The organism is Azospira sp. MPR-E4 (genome assembly GCF_058809645.1).
In genome coordinates this window covers 1-16,746 of the sequence record NZ_JBXAST010000068.1, presented here as the reverse complement: position 1 = coordinate 16,746, position 16,746 = coordinate 1, and the positions used below count along the sequence as shown (strand labels likewise).

The window sequence follows — 16,746 nt, the reverse complement described above, 5'->3', positions numbered from 1 at the left end:
GGGCCGGGGGCTGGGATTGGGGTTTGTCTGACAGCGGGATACGGACGCTGCCGCCATCGCCATCAGGGATCAGGAGCCAGAGGCCGTAGAGACCGATGGCGCCGGCTACTACGGCAAGACCAATCGGGCCGCCGAGGGTGGCAATTAGCGGAGTGCCGACAAAGGGGGCTGCACCGACGAGGGCATAGGCCCGTTGGGGCTGGACCACCGTGTAGAGGCAGAACACGGAGACGAAGAAGAGATTGAGCAGGCGACGCATGGGGGAAGGCGCCCCGGTCCGACAGAGGCCTTGCAGCGTCAGTCGTCCGGGGCTGCTCATTACTTAGCGCCTTGCTTCATGAAGCGCTTGACGATGGACGGGCTCATGATGAGCACGGTGGCGCCGATGATGTAGGGGTACGCCACACCCAGAATATCCAGGAGGGTGTCCTTCATATCGGTGAAGCCCGCGGTGATGGCGGTCTTGGTGGCGGTATCGATGACCGAGGCGGCGTGCACCTGGGCCACCCCCACCAGACCGAAGCCGGCGGCCACCATCTTTTGCGCGTTGCGACGAGCCAGTTCCTTGACGGCATTGAAACGTTTTTGCATGGCAGTTACTCCGAAGGTGCTGCGTTTAGGAGGGTTTGAAGGAATCGGAAGGAAAATCCGACTCCATATCCAAGGAGGAACGCAGCGATAAAACCTCCCAGAATTGCGGAATACGATGCGGACATGGCTACCTCATCTTTCCGGCGACAATGCCGACGACGAAACACAGGCCCATGCCGATTGCGACGGCTATGTCCTGGATAGCGATGTTGGAAAACTGGTCACCGGCATCAAAGGAGCATTGCATCAGCGGGAAAACGCCGGCCTTTTGGGCTTCGATATCGGTGCTGTCTGCCCAGGAGCGGACCTTGAGTGTGTAGCTGATGGTGGCGCTTTGCCGGGGAGCGACACCGATAACGTTGAGGGTGGAGGTGTCCCACTTGGTAATGCCGCTGGCGTCTACCAGGGGGAAGCCAGCCCGGAAGGCGCTGTGGGCGTCCTCCGGGGTGGAGTAGCAGCGGTTGTTCATGGCCCAACCCATCATTCCCCCACGGCAGCAAAGCGGATGTGGGCCGGGTAGTCGGCTGCCCAGCGGGCGGCATTGAGGGCCAGCCGGACTTTCCATAGAGGAATGATGGATTGGGCCATGGCGTTAGCCTGCTAGTCAGGCGGCCTTGGGCTGGGCCGGGGCCTTGAGGGGCTGGATGGCGACGATCTTGGTTCCGGCCTTGCCCTTGGATGCGCGGCCGAATTCGAGGACGCACTTGAAATCGCCGGGCAGGCCATAGGGGCGCATGGACTCGAAAAGGTCGAAGCCGCAGGAGAACTCCAGGACTTCGCGGCCAATCACGTTCAGATTCGTCGGGTCGGCTTCCTGGGAGGAAAACACTTTGACGCCCTTGATACCGTCAAAGTCAAAACGGGAAGCGCCTTCGATGTGGAGAACAGCTTCAGCAGTCATACGGGACATATCGAACCTCACTAATCACCCCGATAAGGTCCGCTTGCCCGGGTGGGGTGTTGGCCCGGTGGCGGTTGATTACTTGCCTATGGCATCATCAAGACCCGATTTGCATAACTGGAGGTCTTATGAACTACTACAATTCCGAAACCACTTTGCAGTTGATTCAGGCTGCTGCAACGCTGGCTTCTGGGGTTCTTTCCGAAGAGCAAAAGGGCAATGAGGGCATCGGGAAAGTTGCCTTCGATGCATGCTTTTCTATCGTTGAGGCTCGTTACCGGGAACAGATGGGGCTTGATAACGATCCGTCGGTAGTAGCTCTATAGCGATCTGAAATAGCCGCTTAGCTTCCATGGCTGTCAGCCCGGGGGCTTCATTTAAGAGGTTTTGAATGAGGCCCCGGGCTTGGGTGATGCGTTGGTCTACTTGGGCAATCAAAGGGTGTTGGTCGGACATGGCTGGCTCCGCTCAGTTAGGGGACGCTGCTGTGACGGTTCGGCAGATTTGCTCAATGACCGGATCGGAGATCAGGAAGAGATCAACGAGCAGGAGGGATAGCAGAAGGCCAATGCAGAAGCCGATGAGGCCGGCTTCGTAGGGGCCTAAGCCGAAGTTGTCGTAAGATGACGTTTGCTTATCCGTTAGTTGAGGAAAATGGGTATGAACCCAAGCAATCAGTCGATGATGGAGGCCGGTATTCAGGGGATTGCCAGCAAGATGCTCAATGCTGGGTTTGGCCTGATCGGGTTGGAGCTTTTGGTCCTGGCCATCGTGTTGTACTTGCGGCATACCGGCGTCAGCCGTAGTACCGCTCGACTGACGCAGCAAATCCTGCAATTGCCCGTGATCCTGCTTTGGGGGCTGTGGGTTAAGTACCTTTGGGGTGTCTGAGGAAGGCATAGCGGTATCTCCGTTTTCAAGAGAGAACGACTTTTCCGGGACCCCGGGCCAAGCGTTCCTGACGGTGCAGGCTGCGGAGGTAGGAGAGGCACAGGCTCAGGGAGGGGCGCTGGCCTCGTTCGTAGCGGTTGCTGTATTCCCAACCGCCGGGAATCCGGGTGACGGTGTAGGTGTCGCCGTCGGCCAGGGTGACGTGGTAGTAACCGGGTGTGCTTCGCTCGACTTGCATTGATGCACCTCCTTTCCTTCTCCGATCCTGACGCGCTATCGCTTGTCGGCTTCCCTGCTGTCCTCGCTTCGCTGCGGGATCAGGGCAGCGGGGTGTGCCTCCGGCGGCCCTGCGGGGCTTGCCGTTTAATACAAAGCTGAAAACCGTATGGGGCTGGTGCGCTTTCCCGTCCTGGCATGGGTTCGCCGGGATACGTCCCGCGCACGGGGTACGGGCGACCTTTGCTTCTTGAGGCCAGGGGCCGCGCGCGTGGACTACCGGCGAAGTCCGGCGGTGAAGCTGCCGGACCAAGCCCTGCATGCCAGGAAAGGCGGGGGCCTGGGGCTGATGCGCCCGGGTTGTTTCCAGTGGAACGAAGCAGGAGGGAAGGGCGTTCCCGCCGGGATTGCCATCCCGGAATACCTGGGGGTGATGGCTGGCGCTTAGGGAGGTGCCGACGGTGCCTTTGGGGGCTCCGAGGGCGAGGCGGAGGGTGCTTGCGGGCGAACCCGGCGGCACCTGCCGAAGCGTCAGAGGTGTATGGGTCACAGCGGCGCTCCCGTGGTGCTCAGGCCTGCCGCTTGGAGGTTTTGCAGGAGAGCGGTGAGGCCGATCAGCGGGCGGGCCAGGACGACGCCCGGGATGCGCCAGCCCGCCGTGGTTTCGCGGCGGATGATGCTGACGGGCCAGCGGCCAACCCCGGCGCCGCGCTTGATCAGGCGGTTTTTTTCCTTGAGGGCGAAGCGGAGGCGGGAGGCCGGGACGGTGTAGTAGGCGGTCATGCCGGCATCCCCCGCATGCGTTGGGCCTGGGCGACCAGGGGGGCCAGGAGGTGGCCGTCGTAGTCCATGATGGCGGCGCAAAGGCTGCGCACAGAGGCGCAGGGCCTTTGCTTGCCGTCGGGCCTGATCCAGATGAAGCCCCGCTTGATGGACTTCACCAGCCGGCGGCCAAAGGTGAAGTCGAAGGAGAGTTGCCGGGCCAGGAAGTCCTGGGTCTTTTGGTAGGCACGGGAGAGGGTCACGGTTCTTCTCCTTCCAGGCACATCTGTTGGAGCTTCGCCAGATTGATGAAGCGGTGTTTGCCGAGGCGGATGGTGGGGAGGTGTCCTTTGCCGCAAAGACCCCGTACGACCTCTTCTTCAAGCCCGACGGACTTGGCAAATGCCAGCCAGTGCATGATGGGCACCGGTGGAAGCTGGTTGATTTGGAGTTCGGCTGTCATAATCGGCGTTAGAGCACTATGCGGCACTTTGTAAGTAAATAATGTTTACGTAAGTTAAGTATATTCACCGTACATAATGTTTACCAATTGTTTGTTTCTATGCTTCTAGATAGATTGATTAAAATTGTTGATCGACGTTGCCCAAAGAAAGGTGCTTTCACGCACCTAGAAAAGCTGACGGGTATCGATGCAAGAAGCTGGGGACACGCCTACAACGGGCGTACAAAGCCGGGATCGGATCACTTGGAAAAGCTGTGCGAGCTTTTCCCGGAATACACGCTATGGCTGATGACTGGACAGGTAAGCCCAGAGGCGGGACAGACTAGTCCCGAGTTGGAGCAGCTAGAAGAGCTTCAAAAAAGCGTCGGAAAGTAGCTAGGGGGACTAGACGCTTCCCCCCTCAAGACTGGAAAATATGCACTTCTCATAGTGCTTTAGAGCCTTCACCTCGGGGGAGATCAAGTGGGCCTGTTCAAACGGGAAACTATTGGGCTTTGCTTGGGATTTCTCTGCTTTGTAGCTCAGGCCGATACATATCGTTGTACCAAGGATGGCCGAATCCTTATTACAAACTCCCCTTGCGCCTCAATAGGGGCAATCGACAGAAATCCAAACCCTGTTAGTTCAACTCAAAATATCCCCGCTCCAGCACCTGCACCGGCACCGCCCCCGGTAAAAGCTCTACCCGTAATCATTTCCGAACCTCCCCCTCAAGTAAGACGCCAACCGACAGCGTCCCCCCCTGTTCGCCCCAAAACTCCGGTAGCACCGAAACCTCCACCAAGCCCTACGACGCCTTGGTATCTATGGCCTCTGCTGTTGGTCGTGATTTTTGTCATTGCTCAGAAGGGAACAAAAAAGCGTTGGAAGAAAAGCGCCAACACTTCCTTCCAGGTCGAACCAAAAATACAAGAAGAAGAGGTGTTGCCATACAAGCCTGCGCCGTTAATGTCGTCGTATGAACTGGAGTTCTTCGGAAGAATCCGGCGAGCTGTACCTGAGATGATTGTATTTCCTCAGGTTCCTTTGGCGGCGTTTATCCGAATTGATAAACGGAAAGCAGGGCGTGAGTTCTTTCAGAACTCTTATCGATGGCAAAACCGTATCGGTCAACAACGTGTGGATTTTCTAGTGTGTGATCCGATTACGATGAATCCAGTTACTGCAATTGAGCTTGATGATCCTTCGCACGATAACAACGACGCAAAAAATCGGGATGACAAAAAAGAGAAGAGCCTTAGGGATGCTGGTGTAAGGCTAATAAGATGGCGAGTAGAGATGATGCCAATTGAAGAGGATATACGAGCATCAGTAATGATCTTGAGATCAGTATCTAAATCATAAATGGAGGGGGAATGAAATCTAAGCTGATCCATATCGTAGCTGTTAGCCTACTAGTGTTGCCTTTGACTGTTACAGCCCATGGTGGCGGCTTAGATGGAAATGGATGCCACTCCAATCGTAAAACAGCGGAGTATCACTGTCACCAGAGTAGCTATACAGCGCCAGCAGCTGCTCCCAAGGCGGTACCGCAATCCGATACCGGAAAATATAGGCCTGCTATTTCGCTGTATCCATCGACGGATAGTACCTGCTATACGGGGCCTAGGGGCGGGAGGTATCGGATTGTGAATGGGAAGAAACGATACGGTTGTTAATTTTCTGAAATATAACTTAAATGGATAATATTTCTGCTAGTTTTGTAGTAAAAAATTACAGGTGTTTTTCAGATGAAAACCCAGCTCGATTTGATGTCTCTAATGGAATAATTGCATTTGTTGGGCCTAACAATTGTGGAAAATCATCTATTCTAAAGTTCTTGAGAGAGTTTAGGCCGATATGGAAACTGCTTTCACTTGGTGATGGTCTATCTCAGGCGGTAGCCAAGGGGGCATTTAATAGTGGGGTTGATTATCTCAACGACCCATTAGAGATATTTTGCGACCACAATGAAAGAGACTTGAGTATTGATGTTTGTGTTAGTCGCACCAATTGCTTTTCTACTGCTCGTATTGGCTCTTTTGATTCTTTTTGTGTTGTTGGTGTTGAAATAACCGCAAAAAGAGATCGTGTTGGAAGATGGGATATTGTCCCCTATGGATATGATGCAAATGGTTCCAAGATGGTTTTGGATAATATTCCTGCGAGCTTTCCTCTCCGAACTTTCATCAATAATGTCCCGTATTTGATTGACTGTGTTAGGTTATCAAATATATTTGAGTTGTTGGGAGATTCTCTATACATCGGCCCATTTAGGAATGTAATTAATTCTGGGGGGGCTGATTATTATGACTTAGTAATTGGCGGGGCGTTTGTAGACTTGTGGAACTCCTGGAAAACAGGAGCTTCAAAAGAACAGAATAGGGCGGTTGCCAAGGTTTCTGAAGATATAAGAAAGATATTTGATTTTGACAGTCTTGAGATTATTTCTTCTGTTGACTTGAAAACTCTTCAGCTAAATGTAGATGATAAACCGTATAAGTTAAATGAGCTTGGGTCTGGTTTGTCTCAATTTATTGTTTGTTTTGGTAATGTTTTAATTAGAAAGCCATCTCTTCTTTTGATCGATGAGCCCGAGTTGCACTTGCATCCAAGTTTGCAAGTAGATTTTTTAACAAGTCTTAGTTCTTATGGTTCATCAATGATTATATGTGCCACACATTCGATTGGTTTGGCAAGAGCCGCTGCGGATTATATATACTCAGTAAATAAGGTGAAAAAAGGTAGTATTATAAAGCAGTTTGAATCAACTTCAAATTATATCGAATTTCTCGGCGAAATGAGTTTTTCGTCATATAGAGATATAGGTTTTAGTCGCCTGCTTTTGGTCGAAGGAACTACCGATGTAAAAACTGTTCAGCAATTTCTAAGAAAGGTTAAAGTTGATCATAAAATAGTAGTTGTGCCTCTTGGCGGTGATTCTATGGCTACGGGCAATGCGGAACATGAATTGGCGGAACTAAAAAGATTGTCGACAGATATAGCCGTATTAGTTGATAGCGAGCGAGTTTCAAAAGATTCAATGCCCGCTCAACGTAGATTAGAATTTTCTAAGCTATGTGAGAAATTGGGATTTAAAGTTCTCCTCACGGAGAGGCGCGCTATTGAAAATTATTTTACTGATAATGCAATTAAGGCTGTTTTTGGCAATAAATATTCCGCTCTCTTGCCCTATCAAAAATTGGAGGATGCTGAAAATTCTTGGAACAAATCCAGTAATTGGAAAGTTGCAAGGGAAATGGATTTTTCGGAGATATCTGATACTGATCTTGGAAAATTTATATTAAGTGTAAGTAGGTTATAGTTATGTTGTAAGATATTAATCCGGCATGGTGCTGCTGTCTGCATTATTGATAACGATGAATTATGTATTTTTGTGCCTAATGCATTGTTTTATATAAAAATGCTATTGGATTGTGATTCCAGGTGTCACCGGTTCGATCCCGGTATATCGCCCCAAAATAAAGAAAAACCCGGCCTGGTGCCGGGTTTTTCTTTTTCTGCTTCAAAAATTCAACTTTAATCTTCCGCCGCCGCGCTGTTGCCCGCAGTTTTGCCCAGCTTTGCCGCTAGCCCCAGCAGGGGGGCATTGCCGGGGTCCCTGGCCACATCCAGCAGTACCAGATTGCCGTGCTTGCCGATGTCACGCATGGCATCGATGCGGTTGGTTTCCAGCAACACGGTCAGGGCTTCGGCCGAATTGACGTGGAATTTCTCGAAGTCGGCGAGGGATTCCCGCAGACCTTCGGCCAGCAGCTTGCGCGAGTCGGCCAGGCCTTTGGCCCGGGCCCGCTGGGCGTCGGCCTCCGCTTCGGCCTGGCGCACGGTCTTGATGCGCATGGCTTCCGCTTCCTGTTCCGCAGCCTCCCGTTCCCGCTTGGCGGCCACCACCCGGTTGAAGGAGGCCTGGACGTCGCCGGAGACGGTGGGCTGGTCCACCAGCACCGCTTCCAGGACGTATCCGAATTCCTCCAGCTTGGCCGAGAGGGCCTTTTCCACCTGGGTCACCAGATGGTCCCGGTCCTTGAACAGGTCCTCCAGGGTCATGGAAGCGGCGATGGCGCGGATGGTGTTGAGGACCCAGGTGGAGATCTGGGCCGACGGGTTTTGCAGCTTGTACCAGGCGTGGCTGGCACGCTCCGGTGTGACGCGGATCATCAGGCTGACGGGGAGGGAGACAAACATGTTGTCCGAGGTCTTCACCTCCACCGTGCTCTGCACTTCGTCGATGCGCAGGGAGAGCATGCCGGTGACGCGCTGGAAGGGGAAGAAAATCCAGTTGAGGCCGGGCTCCAGCACCCGGGAATAGCGGCCCAGGGTTTCAACGACGGCGGCGGTCTGCTGATTGATGATGCGGATGCCGAGAACAGCGATGGCCACGACCAGGATCAGCAAGAGTGACATCAGTTCCATGAAGAAAATCTCCGGATTGAGGTGGTGCTAGTGTAATCCGGTTGTCATCGTCGGAGCGTAGGATTCAGCCGTCACAGGGAGCAAACCGCTTGAGCAAGGATGATGAACATGATGGAACTGGAACAGGTGCTGGCCCGCATTCTCCGCGATACCCGCGGTCAGTGGGGATTGAGCTGAAATCTGTGGGATGCCCATAAAAAAAGCCCAGGTGTATTACCTGGGCTTTTTTTATGTCGGGCCGTTTGGCCTGCCGTTCCGTCTTCAGTTGGGCAATTCCTCGCGCCGCAGCAGGAAGACGAACTGGTCGCCACCGGAAGTGTCGAGCCAGGTAAATGGGGTCTGGGGGTAGGCTTCTTCCAGGACGTCCCGGTTGTGGCCGATTTCCACCACCAGCAGGCCGCCGGGGTTGAGGTGGTCCTTGGCTTCCCGCAGCAGGGTGCGCACCAGGTCCAGCCCGTCGTCGCCCCCGGCCAGGGCCAGTTCCGGCTCAGCCCGGTATTCCGGTGGCAGGGTTTCCATGGATTCCGCATTGACGTAGGGCGGGTTGGAAATGATGAGGTCGTAGCGCTGGCTCGCCAATCCGGCGAAGAGGTTGGATTGCACCAGGCGCAGCCGGTCTTCCAGGCCGTAGTCGGCCACGTTGCGCTTGGCCACTTCGAGGGCGTCGGCAGAGATGTCCACGCCGTCCACGTCGGCTTCGGGGAAGGCCAGGGCCGCCAGGATGGCGAGACAGCCGGAGCCGGTGCAGATGTCGGCTACCCGGGTGATGGCCCAGGGATCGTCGATCCAGGGGGCGAACTGCTCTTCCAGCAGTTCGGCGATGAAGGAGCGGGGCACGATGACCCGTTCGTCGACGTAGAAGCTATGCTCGCCGAGCCAGGCCTCATGAGTCAGGTAGGCCGCCGGAACGCGGCTTTTGACGCGGCGTTCGATGATGTGCAGGACGGTGTTGCGCTCGGCTTCGGTGAGGCGGGCGTCGAGGAAAGGTTCCAGCCGGTCCAGGGGCAGATGCAGGGTGTGCAGCAGCAGATAGACGGCTTCGTCCCAGGCATTGTCGGAGCCGTGGCCGAAGAACAACTCGGCTTCGTTGAAACGGCTGACGGCGTAGCGCAGCAGGTCGCGCAGGGTGAAGAGTTCGGTGCGGGCGTTTTCGGACATGGTCAGGTCAGCAGTTTTTCCAGGATGCGGCAATAGGTGGCGGAGAGGCGGGGCAGGGCGGCTGCCTCCACACACTCGTCGATTTTGTGGATGGTGGCATTCACCGGCCCCAGCTCGATCACCTGGGGGCAGATTTCGGCAATGAAGCGGCCGTCGGAAGTGCCGCCGGTGGTGGAAAGTTCGGTCTCGATCCCCAGCTCTTCCCGGATGGCCGCCATGGCAGCATCCACCAGGGGACCGCGCCCCGTGAGGAAGGGCTTGGCGCCCAGGGTCCAGGCCAGGTCGTAGTCGATGCCGTGCTTGGCGAGGACGGCTTCGAGGCGGCTTTTCAGGCCTTCCGGGGTGCTGGCGGTGGAGAAGCGGAAGTTGAAGAGGATGTCCACCGTGCCGGGAATGACGTTGGTGGCACCGGTGCCGCCCCTGATGTTGGAGACCTGCCAGGTGGTAGGCGGGAAGTACTCGTTGCCCTGGTCCCACTCGGTGGCCGCCAGTTCGGCGATGGCCGGCGCTGCCAGATGGATCGGATTCTTTGCCAGGTGCGGGTAGGCGATGTGGCCCTGGATGCCCTTCACCGTCAGGCGGCCGGAGAGGGAGCCGCGGCGGCCGTTCTTCACCATATCGCCCAGGCGATTGACGCAGGTGGGCTCGCCGACGATGCAGCAGTCGATGCCTTCACCGCGCGCCTGTAGGGCTTCCACCACGGCCACGGTGCCGTCGGTGGCGTCGCCTTCCTCATCGGAGGTGAGCAGGAAGGCGATGGAACCCTGGTGCTGCGGATGGCGGGCGACGAAGGTTTCCACGGCGGTGACGAAAGCGGCCAGGGAACCCTTCATGTCGGCGGCACCGCGGCCATAGAGCATGCCGTCGCGCAGGGTCGGCGTGAAGGGATCGGAGGCCCATTGTTCCACGGGGCCGGTGGGCACCACGTCGGTATGGCCGGCCAGGCAGACCAGGGGAGCGGCGCTGCCGCGGCGGGCCCAGAGGTTTACCGTGTTGCCCCGGTTGATGGCTTCCAGGGTGAAGCCCAGGGGCTTCAGGCGGGCGCTGATGAGGTCCATGCAGCCGCCGTCTTCCGGGGTGACGGAGCGGCGGGAAATGAGCTGTGCGGCCAGGTCCAGGGTCGGGTCGCTGGTGCAGGAGTTGGGTTGGGACATGAATGGTGGTGGAGTGATGGTCTTATTCGTCGCTCATGCTGAGCGTGAATTCCTTGAAGGAGGCGCCCCCCATGGGGTTGGTGGCATGGGGGTCGATGGAGGGCTCGGCCGGCGCTTCCTCGACGGTAGCGGTGCCACTGTTGCCGAATTCCGAGTTGTTGATCAGCCAGGAGAGGTTGGTCGGCGAATCGGAGGTGCCCAGGGCCTCTTCCAGGGTGATGACGTTGGTTTTGTAGAGGCGGAACAGGTCCTGCTCGAAGGTCTGGGAACCGGGGGCCAGGCTTTGTTCCATGGCCTCCTTGATGGCATTGATCTCACCGCGTTCGATCAGTTCCTGGATGTGGCGGGTGTTGAGCAGGATTTCCGCCGTGGGAATGCGCTTGCCGTCCGGCTTCTTCAGCAGCCGCTGGGAAATGATGGCCTTGAGGCTGACCGACAGGTCCAGGTTGAGGGCCGAGCGGTTTTCCAGGGGGAAGAAATTGATGATGCGGTTGAGGGCGTGGTAGCTGTTGTTGGCGTGCAGCGTGGCCAGGCACAGGTGGCCGGTCTGGGCGTAGGCCAGGGCAGCGGACATGGTCTGCTTGTCCCGGATTTCGCCGATGAGGATGCAGTCCGGGGCCTGGCGCATGGCGTTCTTCAGGGCATTGTCCCAATCGGCAGTATCCATGCCGATTTCCCGCTGGTTGACGATCGACTTCTTGTGCTTGAAGAGGAATTCGATCGGGTCCTCCACCGTCAGGATGTGGCCGGAACGGTTGGCGTTGCGGTGATCCAGCATGGAGGCGATGGTGGTGGACTTGCCCGAGCCGGTGGAGCCGACGATGAGGATCAGGCCCCGCTTTTCCATGATCAGTTCGCTCAGCACCGGAGGCAGCCCCAGGCTGTCCAGGGCCGGGATGTTGCCCAGGATGTAGCGGATGACGATGGAGGTGGAACCGCGCTGGCGGAAGAGATTCACCCGGAAATTGCCGACCCCGGACATGCCGAAGGACAGGTTCATTTCCATGGTCTGGGCAAAGGTCGCCAGTTGCTCGGCGTTCAGCAGTTCCTCGGCGATCTTGTCGATCATGGCCGGGTCCATCATCTGCTGGTTCACCGGGATGGTGTTGCCCTGGATCTTGATGTGGATGGGGGCGCCGGCGGAGATGAAAATGTCCGAGGCCTGCTTTTCCGCCATCAGCTGGAACAGCTTGTCGAGAATCACGCTTCCTCCCTCCCGCCGAAAAGATTGGGGCGCCTCGTGGCGCCCCTGTTGTTATTGGCTTAGTCGCGCAGCAGTTCGTTGATGCTGGTCTTGGCCCGGGTCTGGGCGTCCACCTTCTTCACGATCACGGCGCAGTACAGGCTGTGGCTGCCGTCCTTGGCCGGCAGGTTGCCGGAGACGACCACGGAGCCGGGGGGGATGCGGCCGTAGCTGATCTCGCCGGTTTCCCGGTCGTAGATCTTGGTGGACTGGCTGATGTACACGCCCATGGAGATGACGGAGCCTTCGCCGACGATGACGCCTTCCACCACTTCGGAGCGGGCGCCGATGAAGCAGTTGTCCTCGATGATGGTGGGGTTGGCCTGCAGGGGTTCCAGCACGCCGCCGATGCCGACGCCGCCGGAGAGGTGCACGTTCTTGCCGATCTGGGCGCAGGAGCCGACGGTGACCCAGGTGTCCACCATGGTGTTTTCATCGACGTAGGCGCCGATGTTCACGTAGGAGGGCATCAGCACGGCGCCCTTGGCGATGTAGGAGCCGCGACGGGCCACGGCCGGCGGCACGACGCGGAAGCCGCCCTGGCGGAAGGCGTGTTCGTCGTAGTTGGCGAACTTGGTCTGCACCTTGTCGAAGAAGCGCAGGTCACCGGACTGCTGCAGCACGTTGTCCTGCAGGCGGAAGGAGAGCAGCACGGCCTTCTTGATCCACTGGTGGGTGACCCAGTCGCCGTTGATTTTCTCGGCGACGCGCAGGGTGCCCTTGTCCAGCTGTTCCAGCACGTGGTCCACGGCTTCGCCGATCTTGGCGGGGGCGGTGCCGGGCTGCAGGGAGGTGCGGTTTTCCCAGGCGTCTTCGATGATCTGTTGCAGTTCTTGCATGTTGTCGTTTCCGTTTTGGGGGTTAGGGTTGCTGTTCGAGTTGCTGCACAAAGAGGCGGATGCGTTCGGCGGCTTCCAGGCAGTCGGCCAGGGGGGCCACCAGGGCGATCCGGACAAAATTCTCGCCGGGGTTTACGCCCCGCGCCTCGCGCGCCAGGTAGCTGCCCGGCAGGACCACGACATTATAGTCGGCGAGCAGACGGCGGGCGAACTCGGTATCGGCGATGGGCGTGCGGGCCCACAGGTAGAAGCTGGCATCCGGCAGGCCGGTCTGCAGCACGGAGGCGACGATGGGCGTCACCGCATCGAACTTTTCCTTGTACTGGCGACGGTTTTCCCGCACATGGGCTTCCTCGTTCCAGGCGATGGCGGAGGCCGCCTGCACCGCCGGGTTCATGGCGCCGCCGTGGTAGGTGCGGTAGAGCAGGAATTTCTTCAGCACTGCCGCATCGCCGGCGACGAAGCCGGAGCGCAGGCCCGGCACGTTGGAGCGCTTGGAGAGGGAGGAGAACATGACCAGGCGCTCGAAGCCCCGGCCCAGCTGCTTGGCGGCCTGCAGGCCGCCCAGGGGCGGCTTGGCTTCGTCGAAGTAGATTTCCGAGTAGCACTCGTCGGAGGCGATGACGAAGCCGTACTTGTCGGAGAGGGCGAAGAGCTTCTTCCAGTCCTCCAGGTCCAGCACCTTGCCGGTGGGGTTGCCGGGGGAGCAGACATAGAGCAGCTGCACCCGGGCCCAGTCGGCCTCGGAGAGGGCCTCCAGTTCCAGGGAGAAGTCGTTCTCCGGCAGGGTGTTGAGGAAGTAGGGTTCGGCCCCGGCCAGGTAGGCCGCGCCTTCGTAGATCTGGTAGAAGGGATTGGGGCTGACCACCAGGGGCATGTAGCCGCGGCTGGGGTCGATGACGGTCTGGGCGAAGGCGAAGAGGGCTTCGCGGGAACCGTTCACCGGCAGGATCTCGGTGTCCGGATTGACGCCGGCCAGGCCGTAGCGGCGCTCCATCCAGGCGGCGATGGCCTGGCGCAGGGCGGGCGTTCCCTGGCTTGTGGGATAATTGGCGAGGCCGCCCAGATTGGCCGTCAGGGCTTCCTTGATGAAGGCCGGGGTGGCGTGCTGGGGCTCGCCGATGGACAGCTTGATTTCCCGGTAGTCCGGATTGGGCGTGACGCCCTGGAACAGCTGGCGCAGTTTTTCGAAGGGGTAGGGCTGCAGCTTGGCGAGAAATGGATTCACGGCGGGGTTCCCGGTGTGGGGCTGGGCTTAAAACAACGGATTATAAAGGGCGGAGCGTGAGGGAAGAAGCGGCACGGAGAGGAAATGGCAGGCGCACCCACCTGGCCGTCGGCGCCCTGCTCACCGGCGCCCTGGTCTGGGGTGTGCTGTGGTATCCCTACCGGGTGCTGGCCGGCCTGGGCATCAGCGGCATCGCCGCCTCGGCCCTGACCTACGCGGTGGCCCTGGCGCTGGCCCTGGTCTTCTGGCGCCGGGCTCTGGCCGCCCTGCGGCCCTCCTGGCTGCTGGCGGCCATCGGCCTGGCCGGCGCCGCCTGCAACATGGGTTATGTCCTGGCCACCCTGCACGGGGAAGTGATGCGGGTGCTGCTGCTGTTCTACCTGGCGCCCCTGTGGACCATCCTGCTGGCCCGCTGGTGGCTGGGGGAGCAGCTGGGGGTGTGGGGGCTGGCGGTGGTGGGCCTGTCCCTGGGCGGTGCCGCCACCATGCTCTGGCATCCGGCCATGGGCCTGCCCTGGCCCCGCAACGGGGCCGAATGGCTGGGCCTGGCGTCCGGCTTTTTCTTTGCCTGTTCCAACGTGCTGTCGCGGCGGGCCCAGGCCCTCTCCATCGAGGTCAAGTCCGTCGCCATGTTCGTCGGTGCCCTGGTCATCAGCGGCGCCCTGCTGCTCACCGGCTGGGGTTCCATGCAGTGGCCCCAGAGCGGTGCCGGCGTCCTGTGGCTGCTGGGTATCGGCGTGATCCTGATGCTGGTGAACAGGGTGGTGCAGTTCGGCCTGCACCACACCGCGGCCAACCGGGCCATCGTCATCCTGCTCTCGGAGCTGGTTTTTGCCGCCATCTCCGCCTGGCTCCTGGCGGGGGAAACCATGGGGTCGCGGGAGTGGCTGGGCGGGGCCATGATCGCCGCCGCCAGCCTGTTGTCCACCCGCCTGGAAGCACGGGTGGAAGCGGCTGCCTGAGCCGCTCCGGAGCAGGGTGCCTCAGTAGCGGAGGAGGGTGAAGGCCGGCAGGCCGGCCTCCGCCAGACGGGCCGATCCGCCCAGTTCCGGCAGGTCCACCACCGCCGCCGCTTCAATGATGCGGGCCCCCAGCCGGGTCATGAGATTGACCGCCGCCAGCAGGGTGCCGCCGGTGGCGATGAGGTCGTCGATGATGAGCACGTGTTCCCCCGGCAGGGCCGCATCCGTATGCACCTCGATGCTGGCCTCGCCGTATTCCAGGGCATAGGACTCCTGCATCGTGGTGAAGGGCAGCTTGCCCGCCTTGCGTACCGGGATGAAGCCGCAGCCGAGCCGGTAGGCCAGGGCGGCGCCGATGATGAAGCCCCGGGCGTCGATGCCGACCACAGCGTCGATGTGGCTGTCGGCATAGCGCTCGGCGAAGGCGTCGATGAGGCGGCGGAAGGCGGCGCCGTCCCGCAGCAGGGGCGTGATGTCGCGGAACTGCACGCCGGGCTGGGGCCAGTCGGCAATGGTGCGGATGTGGGAGGCGAAAAAGGCGTCGTTCATGGGCAGCTCAGAGCAGGGCGAATTTGAGGACGAAGGCCAGGGCGATGACCACCACCATGGGCTTGAGGTCGCCCTGCCGGCCCGACAGCAGCTTGAGGGCGGCATAGGTGATGAAGCCGAAGGCGATGCCGTGGGCGATGGAGAAGGTGAAGGGCATGGTGATGGCCGTCACCACCGCTGGAGCCGACTCGGTGAGGTCGTCCCAGTCGATCTCGGCCAGGCCGCGCACCATCAGTACCGCCACATAGCACAGGGCCGGAGCGGTGGCATAGGCCGGCACTACCCCGGCCAGGGGTGCAAGGAAGAGGGCGGCCAGGAACAGCAGGGCCACCACCACGGCGGTGAGGCCGGTGCGGCCGCCGACGGAGGTGCCGGCGGCGGACTCGATGTAGGCGGTGGTGGAGGAGGTGCCCAGGGCGGCGCCGGCCAGGATGGCGCCGGAGTCGGCCAGCAGGGCCTTCTTCAGGCGCGGCAGGCGGCCCTCGGCGTCGAGCAGGCCGGCCCGGTGGCAGACGCCGATGAGGGTGCCGGAGGCGTCGAACAGTTCCACCAGGAAGAAGGTCATGACCACGGTCAGCAGGCCGGCGTGGAAGGCGCCCTCCAGGTCCATCTGCAGGAAGGTGGGGGCGATGCTGGGCGGCATGGCGACGATGCCGTTGAAGGGCGTCAGACCCAGCAGCATGGAGGTGGCGGTGACCGCCAGGATGCTGATGATGATGGCGCCGGGAACGCGGCGTTGCTCCAGGGCCAGGATCAGGATGAAGCCGCCGATGGCCAGCAGGGCGCCCGGCTGGTGCAGGTCCCCCAGGGTCAGCAGGGTGGCCGGATGGGCGGTGATGAGACCGGCGTTCTTGAGGCCGATGATGGCCAGGAAAAGGCCGATGCCGGCGGAGATGGCGTACTTGAGGGAGCGGGGAATGGCATTGACGATGGCTTCCCGCAGGCGGAACAGGCTGATCAGCACGAACAGGCAGCCGGAGATGAAGACGGCGCCCAGGGCCGTCTGCCAGGGGAAGTGCATGCCGCCGACGACGGTGAAGGCGAAATAGGCGTTGAGGCCCATGGCCGGGGCCAGGGCGATGGGGTAGTTGGCGTAGAGCCCCATGATGGCCGAGCCGAGGGCGGCGGCCAGGCAGGTGGAGACGAACACCGCCTCCCGGGGCATGCCGGCGGCCGAGAGAATGTCCGGGTTCACGAAAATGATGTAGGCCATGGTGAGGAAGGTGGTGATCCCCGCCATGAGCTCGGTGCGAGCGGTGGTGCCGTGGGCAGACAGTTGGAAGTAGCGTTCCAGCATCGGAAGAATCCTGGAAGATCGACGGCAGGAGGCCGTCGCCGGTGGAAGGAAGGGGTGGGTGGGTCCCGGCGGGGCGGGG

22 protein-coding genes are annotated in these 16,746 nt (G+C 59.7%); 6 read left to right on the top strand and 16 right to left on the bottom strand.

The genetic code is table 11. The annotated features are described in order from the left end of the window. From AC1RTA_RS14915 to AC1RTA_RS14900, 4 genes are all read right to left on the bottom strand, one after another. The coding region (locus tag AC1RTA_RS14915) for a hypothetical protein (RefSeq protein ID WP_492785167.1) at positions 1 to 259 on the bottom strand (259 nt) is incomplete at its 3' end. 59 nt (positions 260 to 318) lie between these two features. Beyond that, on the bottom strand, positions 319 to 591 hold the full coding sequence (locus AC1RTA_RS14910) for a hypothetical protein (RefSeq protein WP_492785166.1): 273 nt from the start codon (positions 589 to 591) through the stop codon (positions 319 to 321). Positions 592 to 718: 127 nt separating this feature from the next. Then, positions 719 to 1,060, bottom strand: a complete 342-nt coding sequence (locus AC1RTA_RS14905; protein WP_492785165.1) for a hypothetical protein — start codon at positions 1,058 to 1,060, stop codon at positions 719 to 721. 135 nt (positions 1,061 to 1,195) lie between these two features. Continuing rightward, positions 1,196 to 1,492 carry a hypothetical protein gene (locus AC1RTA_RS14900; RefSeq protein WP_492785164.1) on the bottom strand — a complete coding sequence of 99 codons (297 nt, stop codon included), beginning with the start codon at positions 1,490 to 1,492 and terminating at the stop codon, positions 1,196 to 1,198. 128 nt (positions 1,493 to 1,620) lie between these two features. On the opposite strand from AC1RTA_RS14900, the gene AC1RTA_RS14895 reads away from it, so the two are divergent. Then, positions 1,621 to 1,818, top strand: a complete 198-nt coding sequence (locus AC1RTA_RS14895) for a hypothetical protein (protein ID WP_492785163.1) — start codon at positions 1,621 to 1,623, stop codon at positions 1,816 to 1,818. A 334-nt stretch (positions 1,819 to 2,152) separates the two neighbouring features. Then, entirely contained in the window at positions 2,153 to 2,383 is a 231-nt protein-coding gene (locus tag AC1RTA_RS14890) for a hypothetical protein (RefSeq protein WP_492785162.1), read from the top strand. A gap of 25 nt (positions 2,384 to 2,408) precedes the next feature. On the opposite strand, the gene AC1RTA_RS14885 is transcribed toward AC1RTA_RS14890, so the two are convergent. The 4 genes from AC1RTA_RS14885 to AC1RTA_RS14870 all read right to left on the bottom strand — a co-directional run bounded on the left by AC1RTA_RS14885 (position 2,409) and on the right by AC1RTA_RS14870 (position 3,824). Then, positions 2,409 to 2,621: a hypothetical protein gene (locus tag AC1RTA_RS14885; RefSeq protein WP_492785161.1), complete on the bottom strand. Its 213-nt coding sequence runs from the start codon at positions 2,619 to 2,621 to the stop codon at positions 2,409 to 2,411. A gap of 524 nt (positions 2,622 to 3,145) precedes the next feature. Then, complete coding sequence (locus AC1RTA_RS14880) at positions 3,146 to 3,382, bottom strand: hypothetical protein (RefSeq protein WP_492785160.1); 237 nt, start codon at positions 3,380 to 3,382, stop codon at positions 3,146 to 3,148. Beyond that, positions 3,379 to 3,624 carry a hypothetical protein gene (locus tag AC1RTA_RS14875; protein ID WP_492785159.1) on the bottom strand — a complete coding sequence of 82 codons (246 nt, stop codon included), beginning with the start codon at positions 3,622 to 3,624 and terminating at the stop codon, positions 3,379 to 3,381. Before AC1RTA_RS14875 ends, AC1RTA_RS14880 begins: the two co-directional genes overlap by 4 nt. Further along, positions 3,621 to 3,824: a hypothetical protein gene (locus tag AC1RTA_RS14870; RefSeq protein WP_492785158.1), complete on the bottom strand. Its 204-nt coding sequence runs from the start codon at positions 3,822 to 3,824 to the stop codon at positions 3,621 to 3,623. The genes AC1RTA_RS14875 and AC1RTA_RS14870 overlap by 4 nt, the downstream gene beginning before the upstream one ends. Positions 3,825 to 4,286: 462 nt before the next feature. On the opposite strand from AC1RTA_RS14870, the gene AC1RTA_RS14865 reads away from it, so the two are divergent. The 3 genes from AC1RTA_RS14865 to AC1RTA_RS14855 are packed head-to-tail and all read left to right on the top strand — an operon-like array spanning position 4,287 to position 7,128. Further along, complete coding sequence (locus AC1RTA_RS14865; RefSeq protein ID WP_492785157.1) at positions 4,287 to 5,168, top strand: DUF2726 domain-containing protein; 882 nt, start codon at positions 4,287 to 4,289, stop codon at positions 5,166 to 5,168. Positions 5,169 to 5,179: 11 nt separating this feature from the next. Next, positions 5,180 to 5,482, top strand: coding sequence for a YHYH domain-containing protein (locus tag AC1RTA_RS14860; RefSeq protein WP_492785156.1), 303 nt, complete (start codon positions 5,180 to 5,182; stop codon positions 5,480 to 5,482). Between the two features lie 20 nt (positions 5,483 to 5,502). After that, entirely contained in the window at positions 5,503 to 7,128 is a 1,626-nt protein-coding gene (locus AC1RTA_RS14855) for an ATP-dependent nuclease (protein WP_492785155.1), read from the top strand. Positions 7,129 to 7,343: 215 nt separating this feature from the next. On the opposite strand, the gene AC1RTA_RS14850 is transcribed toward AC1RTA_RS14855, so the two are convergent. The 6 genes from AC1RTA_RS14850 to dapC all read right to left on the bottom strand — a co-directional run bounded on the left by AC1RTA_RS14850 (position 7,344) and on the right by dapC (position 13,859). Beyond that, positions 7,344 to 8,237, bottom strand: a complete 894-nt coding sequence (locus AC1RTA_RS14850; protein ID WP_492785154.1) for an SPFH domain-containing protein — start codon at positions 8,235 to 8,237, stop codon at positions 7,344 to 7,346. 261 nt (positions 8,238 to 8,498) lie between these two features. After that, positions 8,499 to 9,395, bottom strand: a complete 897-nt coding sequence (gene prmB, locus AC1RTA_RS14845; RefSeq protein WP_492785153.1) for a 50S ribosomal protein L3 N(5)-glutamine methyltransferase — start codon at positions 9,393 to 9,395, stop codon at positions 8,499 to 8,501. Between the two features lie 2 nt (positions 9,396 to 9,397). After that, the gene (gene dapE / locus AC1RTA_RS14840; RefSeq protein ID WP_492785152.1) at positions 9,398 to 10,549 is read right to left on the bottom strand and encodes a succinyl-diaminopimelate desuccinylase; all 1,152 of its coding nucleotides are present in this window, start codon (positions 10,547 to 10,549) and stop codon (positions 9,398 to 9,400) included. A 22-nt stretch (positions 10,550 to 10,571) separates the two neighbouring features. Then, positions 10,572 to 11,753: a PilT/PilU family type 4a pilus ATPase gene (locus AC1RTA_RS14835; protein ID WP_492785151.1), complete on the bottom strand. Its 1,182-nt coding sequence runs from the start codon at positions 11,751 to 11,753 to the stop codon at positions 10,572 to 10,574. Between the two features lie 59 nt (positions 11,754 to 11,812). Then, a complete protein-coding gene (dapD, locus tag AC1RTA_RS14830; RefSeq protein WP_014237740.1) occupies positions 11,813 to 12,631 on the bottom strand; it encodes a 2,3,4,5-tetrahydropyridine-2,6-dicarboxylate N-succinyltransferase in 819 nt (272 codons plus the stop codon). A 22-nt stretch (positions 12,632 to 12,653) separates the two neighbouring features. Beyond that, positions 12,654 to 13,859 carry a succinyldiaminopimelate transaminase gene (dapC, locus tag AC1RTA_RS14825; RefSeq protein WP_492785150.1) on the bottom strand — a complete coding sequence of 402 codons (1,206 nt, stop codon included), beginning with the start codon at positions 13,857 to 13,859 and terminating at the stop codon, positions 12,654 to 12,656. A gap of 56 nt (positions 13,860 to 13,915) precedes the next feature. Here dapC and AC1RTA_RS14820 point away from each other — a divergent pair, with 56 nt between their 5' ends. Further along, entirely contained in the window at positions 13,916 to 14,821 is a 906-nt protein-coding gene (locus AC1RTA_RS14820) for a DMT family transporter (RefSeq protein WP_492785149.1), read from the top strand. A gap of 21 nt (positions 14,822 to 14,842) precedes the next feature. Here AC1RTA_RS14820 and AC1RTA_RS14815 read toward each other — a convergent pair whose 3' ends face one another. Together AC1RTA_RS14815 and AC1RTA_RS14810 are read right to left on the bottom strand one after the other, a co-directional pair. After that, positions 14,843 to 15,370: an adenine phosphoribosyltransferase gene (locus tag AC1RTA_RS14815; protein WP_152089138.1), complete on the bottom strand. Its 528-nt coding sequence runs from the start codon at positions 15,368 to 15,370 to the stop codon at positions 14,843 to 14,845. 7 nt (positions 15,371 to 15,377) lie between these two features. Further along, complete coding sequence (locus AC1RTA_RS14810) at positions 15,378 to 16,667, bottom strand: NCS2 family permease (protein ID WP_014237736.1); 1,290 nt, start codon at positions 16,665 to 16,667, stop codon at positions 15,378 to 15,380. Between the last annotated feature and the right edge of the window lie 79 nt (positions 16,668 to 16,746).